6 protein-coding genes and 4 pseudogenes are annotated in these 11085 nt (G+C 55.0%); 8 read left to right on the top strand and 2 right to left on the bottom strand.

Translation table 11 applies throughout. The annotated features are described in order from the left end of the window. The 6 genes and pseudogenes from CPT76_RS14170 to cysI all read left to right on the top strand — a co-directional run. Positions 1-189, top strand: a pseudogene (locus tag CPT76_RS14170) (glycoside hydrolase family 3 C-terminal domain-containing protein); the annotation flags it as partial. A gap of 465 nt (positions 190-654) precedes the next feature. Then, positions 655-1809, top strand: coding sequence for a serine hydrolase domain-containing protein (locus tag CPT76_RS14165; protein ID WP_258168434.1), 1155 nt, complete (start codon positions 655-657; stop codon positions 1807-1809). 240 nt (positions 1810-2049) lie between these two features. Beyond that, a pseudogene (locus CPT76_RS14160) lies at positions 2050-3480 on the top strand (diflavin oxidoreductase); the annotation flags it as partial. A gap of 70 nt (positions 3481-3550) precedes the next feature. Beyond that, a pseudogene (locus tag CPT76_RS14155) lies at positions 3551-5672 on the top strand (glycoside hydrolase family 3 protein); the annotation flags it as partial. Beyond that, positions 5617-6042 (top strand): annotated as a pseudogene (locus CPT76_RS14150) (sulfite reductase [NADPH] flavoprotein alpha-component); the annotation flags it as partial. The pseudogenes CPT76_RS14155 and CPT76_RS14150, both read left to right, overlap by 56 nt. A 37-nt stretch (positions 6043-6079) precedes the next feature. Next, on the top strand, positions 6080-7804 hold the full coding sequence (gene cysI, locus CPT76_RS14145; RefSeq protein WP_105443362.1) for an assimilatory sulfite reductase (NADPH) hemoprotein subunit: 1725 nt from the start codon (positions 6080-6082) through the stop codon (positions 7802-7804). 112 nt (positions 7805-7916) lie between these two features. Here the strand turns inward: cysI and CPT76_RS14140 are convergent, their stop codons facing one another. Next, positions 7917-8453 carry a phosphatase PAP2 family protein gene (locus tag CPT76_RS14140; protein ID WP_244879237.1) on the bottom strand — a complete coding sequence of 179 codons (537 nt, stop codon included), beginning with the start codon at positions 8451-8453 and terminating at the stop codon, positions 7917-7919. 43 nt (positions 8454-8496) lie between these two features. Further along, positions 8497-9114, bottom strand: a complete 618-nt coding sequence (locus CPT76_RS14135) for a DedA family protein (RefSeq protein ID WP_105443361.1) — start codon at positions 9112-9114, stop codon at positions 8497-8499. 322 nt (positions 9115-9436) lie between these two features. On the opposite strand from CPT76_RS14135, the gene CPT76_RS14130 reads away from it, so the two are divergent. Together CPT76_RS14130 and CPT76_RS39660 are read left to right on the top strand one after the other, a co-directional pair. Further along, on the top strand, positions 9437-10438 hold the full coding sequence (locus CPT76_RS14130) for a Gfo/Idh/MocA family protein (protein ID WP_105443360.1): 1002 nt from the start codon (positions 9437-9439) through the stop codon (positions 10436-10438). A 38-nt stretch (positions 10439-10476) separates the two neighbouring features. Further along, on the top strand, positions 10477-11085 hold a 609-nt coding region (locus CPT76_RS39660; RefSeq protein WP_258168433.1), incomplete at its 3' end, for a cupin domain-containing protein.

Genomic DNA, 11085 nt, shown 5'->3' with positions numbered 1-11085 from the left:
GAGCCTTCGGGACTGCTGCCGATGCAGATGCCGGCCCATATGAAGACGGTTGAGGAGCAGCTGGAGGATGTGGCTCATGATATGGAATGCCATGTGGACTCTGATGGCAACACGTACGATTTTGGCTTTGGCTTGAATTGGGTTGGCGTTATCGAAGACGAGCGAACGCGGAAATACCGGAAGCGTTGAAGCAATGAAGCGTTGAGAGGAATCCTCGACAAATATAAATAGTAGATTCCCTCCCGCGAAAAGAATAAATATCACGAAAAGTGCACAATAGCTAAGGATCGCCCGCTGATGAAGCGGGCTTTTTTTCGGACCTTCAACGCCGAACGTCCGTTGGCGCAGTGGCACCCCTCAATAGCTGCTTGATTAGACTCAAGTTTATGTTTTCCGTGTCTTTATAAAGTTTGGCTATATTTAATTTTGGCGTTGAGGCGGCCGGAGTTCTCTGCTACAATTCCAAGCAGAAAGGCGGTCGATCTCGATGGCAAATCAATTTGCCAGTATGCCAAGCGGCTCATGCAAAGCCTATTCATAGGGCGAACCTTTGCATGGGCGGACGATCAGTTTAACAGTTCGCCCTCAGGACGTTTTATTGGATGGGCTTTGCACCTTATTTTTTCATTTTAAATAATAAGGGAGTTGAATGCATTGACCAATCCATGGATAAACAAACGTCAGCATTTCATCAATCTTCAAACACAGGTCCAGCGGCTGCTGGATGAACTTGCGAAAGACGATATCGGTGCAGGATTCCAAGCCGCAGCCTACTGGCACGGTGAACTGGTGGTGAATGCTTTTTCAGGCAGCGCCGATGCCTTAGGACAAAACCCCGTCCATCCGGATACGCTCTTCGTGATGCAGTCCTGCTCCAAAGGTGTGATTTCCACGGCGATTCATATTCTCGCCGAGCAGGGCAAGCTGGCGTATGATGAGCGGATTTCTCATTACTGGCCCGAGTTCGGGGCGAATGGGAAGGAACGGATTACGCTCCGCCAGGTCCTGACTCATACGGCAGGAGTTCCTTTGATGCCTGCGCACGCGGATATGGAGCTGGTTACCAACTGGCAAGCGATGGTGCACGAGATGGAACAGTTACAACCTATCTGGGAACCTGGCACCAAGGCAGGTTATCACGGCATGACCTTTGGGTGGATTCTAGGGGAAACGGCCGCCAGAGCGGATGGCCGAGCGATTGGCCAGATCATTCAGGACGAGATCTGCAAGCCATTAGGAATGGAGAGGGATCTGTATTTAGGGGCCCCAGCGGAAGCGGAAACCCGGATCGCCGAAATTAGCGGCGAAGCCGTACCTATTGCTTCCATGCCCGATGACATGCTGTTCAAGCGGGTGCTGCCTCCGGCCCTGGTTCCGGTTGCCAATCCGGAGTGGAACTCGGCTTGCTTCCATTCGGCAGCCGTACCAGCCGTCAATGCCGTCGCAAATGCTCAGGCGTTGGCGCGCATGTATGCTTCACTGATTGGCGAGGGCGTGGATGGCAGACGCCTGCTCAAGCCGGCCACCATAACCGAGGCAGCACAGCTGCAATTTGAAGGGATCGACGAAGTTGCGCTCGCTCCCGTTCGGTTGGGGCTGGGCTACTCGCTTAGCCAAGACGGTGATGCCATGGGCGGCGGCTGGGCGGCTTTCGGTTATGCCGGATTGGGCGGCATGATCGGATACGCCGATCCGTCGAACGGCCTTGCCGTGGCAGTGCTGTGCAACCGGATGAAGGTTGGGCGGGGAGACCGGTCTCCGGATCGGCTGGTAACGGATCTGATCCGCGAGAAAATTTGTCATATGTAAATTGAATTTTATTCCTTCGTTTGGAGGGCCCGGCTTGTTTTACGGTCGGGCCTTTTTTATCATCTAACAGCGGTTTCAAGAGGAATAATCGGCACGAAGCCACTTTATCAGCAAAGCTGATAAAACCTATAAGATCATTCTAATTGACCGTTCCCCCCTGCTGTGATAGGTTCAAGAGAGAAAATATGAGTAATCTACTAGGAATTATCACTAATGCATGCTACGCGAGGTGGATATTTGTTGGAACTTCAAGTAACGAACAGCCCTTTTAACCAAGAGCAGGTCGAGCTGCTCAACCGTCTGCTGCCCACATTAACCGATGCCCAGCGCATCTGGTTGAGCGGATATATCGCAGCGGCCGCCGTAACGGGTAGCGCTGTGCTGGGAACCGCCCCTATTGCGGCTGCCGCAAATGCGCCGGCTGCGTCTCCGGTAAGCACGGCACCGGCTGCGCCGAAAGAGGTTACCGTCCTGTACGGGTCGCAGACCGGCAATTGCGGGGCGTTGGCCAAGAAGGTGACCAAGAGACTGCAGGATCAGGGCTTTGAGGTCAAGCTTTCTTCGATGAGCGATTTTAAACCGAACGGATTGAAAAAGGTGGAAAACCTGCTGATTCTGGTCAGCACGCATGGCGAAGGGGATCCGCCGGACAACGCTATATCCTTTTATGAATTTCTGCACAGCAAGCGGGCGCCGCAGCTTGAAGGCATGCCGTTCTCTGTACTGGCGCTTGGAGACACCTCCTATGAGTTCTTCTGTCAGACAGGCAAGGATTTTGACAAGCGGCTGGAAGAACTGGGCGGCAAGCGGCTCGTTCCGCGTGTCGATTGCGACGTGGACTTCGACGAGCCGGCGGCGGAATGGATCAACAGCGTGGCCAGTGCGTTTGCCGAGCTTGCCGGAGCAGGAGCCGGAGCTGCACCGCAGGCCGTGCCTGTCACGGCAGATTCGCTGCTCGCATCCGCGGAATCGGAATATTCCAGAACCAATCCGTTCCAGGCCGAGGTTCTGGAGAATATCAACCTGAACGGCCGCGGTTCCGACCGCGAAACCCGGCATTTGGAAATTTCGCTGGAGGGATCGAATCTGGAGTATGAACCCGGAGACAGTCTGGGCATCTACCCGGAAAACCATCCGCGGCTTGTCGATGAATTGATCGAGGCGATGGGCTGGTCCGGTGAAGAATCTGTACCGGTTAACAAAAACGGCGATGAGGCTACGCTGCGCGAAGCGCTGCTCCACCATTATGAAATCACGGTGCTCACCAAGCCTTTGCTGGAAAAGACAGCCGCGCTCATTTCTAACGGTTCTTTGAACGAACTGCTCGCATCGGGTCATGATGAGCTGAGAGCCTACATCGAGGAACGCGATTTGCTCGATCTGGTGCAGGATTATTCCCTGAAGGGCATCCCGGCCAGAGAATTCGTAGCCATTTTGCGCAAAATTCCGGCCCGTCTGTATTCGATCGCCAGCAGCCTGAAGGCGTCGCCGGACGAGGTGCATGTAACGGTCCGGGCCGTCCGCTACGAAAACCGCGGAAGAGAGCGGTACGGCGTCTGCTCCGTACAGCTGGCTGAACGAAGCGAACCCGGATCGGCTTTACCGGTCTATATCCAGCATAATCCGAACTTTAAGCTTCCGCAAAATCCGGATACCCCGATCATCATGATCGATGGAGTGGAGGAAAGAGAACATGTCGAATCAAAAGCTGCGCTAAATATAGAGAAATTCGTTATGTGACAATCCCGATGGGCCGACGCTGGGCTATTCGGCTGCCTCAGGCGTAAAGATCCTGGAACAGGACGGCCTTTATTTCAAGGACCTGAGCAGGGACGGCCAACTGGATCCTTATGAGGATTGGAGGCTGTCGCCTGTAGAGCGGGCCAAAGATCTGGCGTCCAAGATGACGACCGAGCAAATTGCCGGTCTGATGCTGTACAGCCGGCATCAAGCGGTGCCTGCGGCGAGCGGAGGCTGGTTCTCCGCAACCTACGGAGGCAAATCCTTTGAAGAGAGCGGCGTCAAGCCATGGGAGCTGACCGATGAACAGCTTCATTTTCTGGCACAGGATCACGTGCGGCATATCCTGGTTACCACTGTGGAGAGCCCGGAGACCGCCGCCAAGTGGAATAATCGGGTGCAGGCGTTTGCCGAAGGACACGACCTCGGCATCCCGGCCAACAACAGCTCAGATCCGCGGCACGGCTCCGACTCCAGTTCGGAGTTTAACGCAGGCTCCGGCGGCGCCATCTCCATGTGGCCGGAAACCTTGGGCCTGGCGGCGACCTTTGACCCGGAGGTGACGCGGAAATTCGGGGAGATCGCCTCGAAGGAATACCGCGCATTGGGGTTGTCGACGGCGTTGTCCCCGCAGATCGATATCGCCACCGACCCGCGCTGGTTCCGCTTCAACGGAACGTTCGGGGAAGATTCGGCGCTGGCGGCCGATATGGCCCGGGCGTACGTCGACGGCTTCCAGACTTCGGAGGGAAAACGCGAAATTCAGGAAGGCTGGGGCTATGACAGCGTCAACGCCATGGTGAAGCATTGGCCGGGGGGCGGATCCGGTGAAGGCGGCAGAGACGCCCATTTCGGCTGCGGCAAGTATGCGGTCTATCCCGGGAATAATTTCGGCGAGCATCTGATTCCGTTTACGGAAGGCGCCTTCAAGCTGTCCGGGAAGACGGGCAAAGCCTCGGCCGTCATGCCGTATTACACCATTTCCGCGAACCAGGATACCGTGAACGGCGAAAATGTAGGCAATTCCTATAACGCCTGGTTGATCGGAGATCTTCTTCGCGATCAGTACGGATACGATGGCGTTGTGTGCACCGATTGGATGATTACGGCCGACGAGTCCCCTGCCAAGGATTCTTTCCTCAGCGGCAAGCCGTGGGGTGTGGAGGAACTGACCGTCGGTGAACGGCATTACAAGCTGCTGATGGCCGGGGTGGACCAGTTCGGCGGCAACAACGAAATCGGACCGGTGCTGGAAGCCTACGAAATCGGGGTGCGCGAGCACGGAGAAGACTGGATGCGGCAGCGGTTCGAGCAGTCCGCCGTCCGGCTTCTGGTCAATATGTTCCGGCTCGGATTGTTCGAGAATCCGTATCTTGACCTGGATACGAGCGCCCGAGTTGTCGGAAACGCCGAATTTATGCGCGAGGGGTATGAGGCCCAGCTGAAGTCTGTGGTGCTGCTGAAAAATAAAAAATGCGGTGCTGCCGCTGAAGGCCGGGAAAAAGGTATATATTCCGAAGCGATATACGCCGGCAGGAACCGACTGGTTTGGCAACCAAACATCGGAGAAGCTGGAGTATCCGGTCAGTCTCGAGCTGGTATCCAAATATTTTACGGTGACGGATCAGCCGGATGAGGCGGACTTTGGCCTGGTCTTCATTGCCTCCCCGAAATCGGGCTTCGGTTACAGCCAGGAGGACGTGGAGCAGGGGGGGAACGGGTATGTACCGATCAGCCTGCAGTACCGGACTTATACAGCCGAGTATGCACGGGAAGTGAGCTTGGCGGGCGATCCGCGTCCGGAAGACGTGCTGAACCGTTCTTATAAGGGGAAAAGCGTTACGCCTCAAAATACGACAGATTTGGACGCGGTGCTGGACACCAGGAAGGCGATGAAAGGCAAGCCGGTCATCGTGTCGATGCTGCTCTCGAATCCGGCGGTGGTAAACGAATTCGAGTCCGAAGCGGATGCGATTGTAGCCGATTTTGGCGTTCAGGCGCAGGTGATCATGGAGATCTTGACGGGCAGTGTTGAGCCTTCGGGACTGCTGCCGATGCAGATGCCGGGGCCCGGGCACAGGCGTCGCTCCGTTCCGCGCATTTTTGAGCGAGCGGGAAGAGACCGGAGCCGAAGGCAAGAGCTGGCTGTTTTACGGCGACCAGCACTTCGCGACCGACTTCCTGTACCAGATCGAATGGCAACGTTGGCTCAAGGACGGTGTCCTGACGCGCATGGACGTGGCATTCTCGCGGGATTCTGATCAGAAGGTTTACGTCCAGCACCGCATGCTGGAGAAGAGCAGGGAACTGTATCAGTGGCTGCAGGAAGGCGCTGTGGTATATGTGTGCGGCGACGAGAAACGAATGGCCCATGACGTCCATTCCACGCTGATTACGATCCTTGAACAGGAAGGCGGTCTCAGTCCTGAGGAAGCTGCCGAATATATGATTCGCATGCAGCAGGAGAAACGTTACCAGCGGGATGTCTATTAAGCGCATCCGATAGGCAAGCGAGAAGGAGAGAGCAAACATGTCTGATAACAATTTGATGTCACCAAACAGCGCGCCCCACAGCGATGTGGAGGATATCAAACGCAGAAGCAACTATTTGCGGGGAAGCCTGGTGGATACGCTGAAGGATCCGATCACCGGGTCGATCCCCGAGGACGATAACCGGCTGATGAAGCATCACGGCAGCTACATGCAGGATGACCGGGACCTGCGCAACGAACGGCAGAAGCAGAAGCTTGAGCCGGCTTACCAGTTTATGCTCCGGGTGCGCGCGTCGGGCGGCGTGGTTACCCCGCAGCAGTGGCTGATGATGGACCGGATTTCCCACAAGTACGGGAACGGGACGATCCGCCTGACGACACGCCAGTCGTTTCAGCTGCACGGAGTGCTGAAGTGGAACCTCAAGAACACGATCCGCGAGGTGAACGAATCGCTGCTCAGCACACTGGCCGCCTGCGGCGACGTGAACCGGAACGTCATGTGCAATCCGAATCCGTACGAGTCGGAGATTCATTCGGAGGTGTACGACTGGGCCCGCAAGCTGAGTGCCCATTTGGATCCGCGGAGCCGGGCCTATTATGAAATATGGCTTGACGAAGAAAAGGTGGTGGACAGCCACGATCATGACGTGGAACAGGAGCCGATCTACGGTCCGGTATACCTGCCGCGTAAATTCAAGATCGGCATGGCGATCCCGCCTTCCAACGATGTCGACGTATTTTCGCAGGACCTCGGGTTGATCGCCATTGTAGAGGACGGACGTCTGGCCGGATTCAACGTTTCGGTCGGCGGAGGCATGGGGATGACCCACGGCGATCCGGCCACGTACCCGCAGGTAGGGCAGGTCATCGGGTTCTGCACGCCGGAGCAGGTGATCGATCTGGCAGAGAAAACCGTGACGATCCAACGCGACTACGGCGACCGTGCCGTGCGGAAACACGCGCGTTTCAAGTATACGATTGACGACCGCGGCATCGACTGGTTTATCCAGGAGCTGAGTGCGCGTCTCGGGTGGGAGCTGGAGCCGGCAAGACCGTTCCATTTCGAAAGCAATGGCGACCGGTACGGCTGGGTCAAAGGCAGCAACGGCAAGTGGCATTTGACCCTCTTTATCCAGAACGGACGGATCAAGGACGAGGAAGGGTATGAGCTGATGACCGGCTTGCGCGAAATCGCCAAGGTTCATACCGGAGATTTCAGACTCACGCCAAACCAGAATCTGGTGATCGGCAGTGTGAGCAGCCAGAAAAAGAAGAAGATCACCGAATTGGTGCAGCAGTACGGTCTGACTGACGGCATCCATTATTCGGCACTGCGCCGTAATTCGATGGCGTGTGTGGCCCTGCCGACCTGTGGTCTGGCAATGGCTGAATCCGAACGCTACCTGCCCACGCTGCTCGGCAAAATCGAGCCGATCCTGGAGGAAGCGGGGCTCCGTGAAGAAGAAATCGTCATCCGGATGACAGGCTGCCCGAACGGCTGCGCAAGACCGGCTCTGGCGGAAATCGCCTTTATCGGCAAGGCGCCGGGCAAATACAACATGTATCTCGGCGGCGGATTTGCCGGAGAACGGCTCAACAAACTCTACAAGGAAAATATCGGCGAGGCCGAAATTTTGGATTCCCTGAAGCAGATTATTTTCCATTATGCCAAGGAACGCCGGGACGGCGAGCATTTCGGTGACTTTACCATCCGCGCTGGTTATGTAAAGGAAGTCCGCTCGGGACAATTCTTCCACGTCTGATGGCATAAGCAGCCGAATCGGCAGTGGCTCGGTTCGCCGCGGGCAGTCATAACGGCAGCGCAAAAAAAAGTGCAGTCCCCAGCGGACTGCACTTTTTATACTTCATATAAACTCATAGATTGATCACGGCGACAGTGAGCACTGCCGTCATGCTGCCGACGAAGCTGCCGACCAGACAGTCCGAAGGGTAGTGCAGTCCGAGGTAAATCCGGGAAATACAGACGATGAGTGCCATAACAAGCAGCAGGACGGCGACCCAAGAGCCCATAAACAAAAACGGCGTAATGATGGAAAAGATGGCCGTTGAATGCCCGGACGGGAACGAGGGGTCCTTCAGCGGGTTTTTGCCAACCCGAACGCCTTCGAGGGCGAGGTAGGGTCGAATCCGCTGGACCTTGCGTTTAATCAGGGTCGTAATCAAAAAGCTGATGGCCAGCGCGGCAAAGCTCTGCAGACTCGTCGTCCGCCACGGCTCGGGAGCAAACAGCGCCACGGACAGCGTCAGGGTGATCGTAAACAGCGCGCCGCCCAGGTGGGTCAGCATGCGCAGCGCAGCATGGAGCATGGTCGGATTCTGAGTGCGGTTAATCCAGTGGAATACGCGCCGGTCCCAGCCGTGCGCCTGCTCCATATAACGGGTGATGATCATGCATCGGTCCTCCTCAAAAATGTGTTTTTTTTACCCTATTGCCTCATTGCCTCGAATGAACCTTAGTACGCTTGCGCCATTTCAGGTAAACGTATACGGCCAGAATGGCGAACACGGCGGCCACGACGTATTTCAAAAAATGCTCCGTCCAGGTCAAGACCAGCTGCCATTGATTGCCGAAAATGTAGCCGATCCCGATAAATACGGTAACCCAGAGCGCGGATCCCGTGTAGGCGTACAAGGCGAAGGTGCGGTAAGGGATGCGGATGATCCCTGTAAAGTAGCCGATAAACTGCCTGACTCCCGGAATGAAATAACTGAACAGCAGCAGCTTGTTGCCGTATTTGTGATATACCCTGGCAGTCTTTTCCACATGCTCCGGTTTGAGAAACAGCCATTTCCCGTAACGCTCAATCAGCGGCTGACCCAGCTTGTACCCTAGCACGTAAGTAACCGTCAGCCCGACGATGGAGCCGAGGTAGGCGGCACCTAGAGCCGGAAGTAGGTCCAGTACGCCTTTATAGGACAAATACCCGGTGTAGGTAAGCGTCGTATTGCCTGGCGGGATCGGCAAGGCGATGGCATCAAGCGGAAGTCCGAGAAGCAGGACCCAATATCCGTACTGTCCGAACAGCCGCTCGATATATCCCAGCACATCCATAAGAATCTCCTTATCGTGATTGTACTTGTGCTTTCTATTTTAATTAGCAAAGATTAAGAACGGATGAACAGAAAGCTTAAGAAAGTATTAAGCCGTCTGCCCGATTTCTTAACAGTCCAGAAGAACTTGTATTCCCATGATACGCAAATTTTTGCCGGAACAAAACCGTCTCCGGTTGGGGCGGAAACCCGTCTTAAGACCAGGTTTTTCTTGCGGCGCGATTTTATATAAAATTGTCGTAATATTATACTGTATTAACGGTTTTTCATGTGTTAGATTAAGGGCATGATGTCTTAATATTAAATACTGAGGAGCGCTGGATATGATCAGAATCGGTAAAATAAGCTATTGGCATGTGCATGCATGGGACTATACGAAACAAGCTGAGGCTCATCCGGGTGCGGAAATCGTGGCTGTGTGGGACGAAAATCCGGAGCGTGGGCAAGAAGCCGCTGATAAGCAGGGTGTAACTTTTTACGCTTCATTGGATGAAATGCTCAGCCGTGACGATATCGATGGGGTCATCGTGGATGCGCCAACGAACATGCACCGCGAAGTCATGATCAAAGCCGCAGAAGCCGGCAAGCATATCTTTACGGAAAAGGTTATTGCCGCAACGCTGAGCGAGGTCAACGACATTATTGCGGCTGTGGAGAAAAATAACGTGAAGCTGACCGTATCCCTTCCCAGACTGAACGACGGCTATACGCTGGCGATTCGGGAACTTCTGGACCAGGAGCTCCTGGGCAAGGTAACTTATGTACGCGTGCGCCTGTCCCACAACGGGGCGACGGCCAATTGGCTGCCTTCGCATTTTTATAAGAAGGAAGAGACGCTCGGCGGCGCCCTGATCGATCTTGGCTGCCATCCAATGTATTTGACGCGACTTTTCTTGAGAGAAGAGCCTGTGGACGTGAGCGCGCAATTTGGATACATAACCGGAAAAGAAGTGGAAGACAACGCGGTTGCGACTTTGTCTACGAAATCAGGCGCAGTAGGCGTCGTTGAAGCCGGATTCGTGAACAACTTTTCGCCGTTTACCGTGGAGGTGCACGGCACTGAAGGAACGATCCTGTTCGGAACGCCGGACAGCAAGCTGCTGCTTCGTACGACCCGCAATGAGGAATACAAGGATGCCTGGGTCGAGATTCCGGTTCCGGCCAACCGCGAAAGCGCGTTTGAGCAGTGGATCAGCCATATCGAACAAGGCACAACTGCCGATGAAAACATCGCGATGGCGATCGAATTGACGAAGCTCATGGAAGCGGCCAATCTGTCGAACGCGGAGCGCCGCGCCGTTAAACTGAACGAACTGCAAGGCTAACCATCACAGAACTTATCAGACATAAGGATGTTGCTGCAATGATGAATAATTTTCCATACGAAACTATGCAGGGACGCCAGGATGCTTTGGAGCGTCTGGATTTACGCATCTATTGGGGAAATTATGAGATTCGGGTGATACGTTTTCATTTGACTTCTTTTCCTCCGGGGAAAATCGTGTCCTTTCACAAGCATGCCGAGTTTGAGTTTCACTTTATACCGCGCGGCAAGGGAACGGTGATCCTGGTGGATGAACCCTATGCTCTTCAGGAGGGCATGTTCTACCTGACGGGTCCGGAGGTGCTCCATTACCAGGAAGCGGATCCCGAGGAATCGATGGATGAGCTGTGTCTGCATGTGGATATCAGGGACCTGTCGCAGGTGCCGGATGCCGGCCAGTCGCCGCGTCCATACGCCGATCCGTGGGAGGCGGCCGAGGCGCATGACTGCATTGAGAAGCTGCGGACGCTGCCGCTGAAGCCCGTGATGGATACGTACAGGGCGATGCCGTTTTTCCTGGAAGCCTTCAACGCCTCACAGCAAAAATATTTAGGACTGTATACAACGATCAAAAACTGCATCATTCAAATTCTGCTCCGTGCCGTGCGCGCTTACGAGCCGGAACCACGGGAGGCAGAGCTTCCGTCC

This window comes from Paenibacillus sp. AR247 (assembly GCF_002968895.1).
GTDB classification, from domain to species: domain Bacteria; phylum Bacillota; class Bacilli; order Paenibacillales; family Paenibacillaceae; genus Paenibacillus_AQ; species Paenibacillus_AQ favisporus.
Note: the sequence above shows the minus strand (reverse complement) of the source record. Positions and strands in the feature narration are given on the sequence as shown.

Excerpts from the sequence above, each read along its gene's own strand:
- cysI (WP_105443362.1), top strand. The coding sequence starts at position 6,080 with ATGTCTGATAACAATTTGATGTCACCAAACAGCGCGCCCCACAGCGAT.
- CPT76_RS14140 (WP_244879237.1), bottom strand. The coding sequence starts at position 8,453 with ATGATCATCACCCGTTATATGGAGCAGGCGCACGGCTGGGACCGGCGC.
- CPT76_RS14135 (WP_105443361.1), bottom strand. The coding sequence starts at position 9,114 with ATGGATGTGCTGGGATATATCGAGCGGCTGTTCGGACAGTACGGATAT.
- CPT76_RS14130 (WP_105443360.1), top strand. The coding sequence starts at position 9,437 with ATGATCAGAATCGGTAAAATAAGCTATTGGCATGTGCATGCATGGGAC.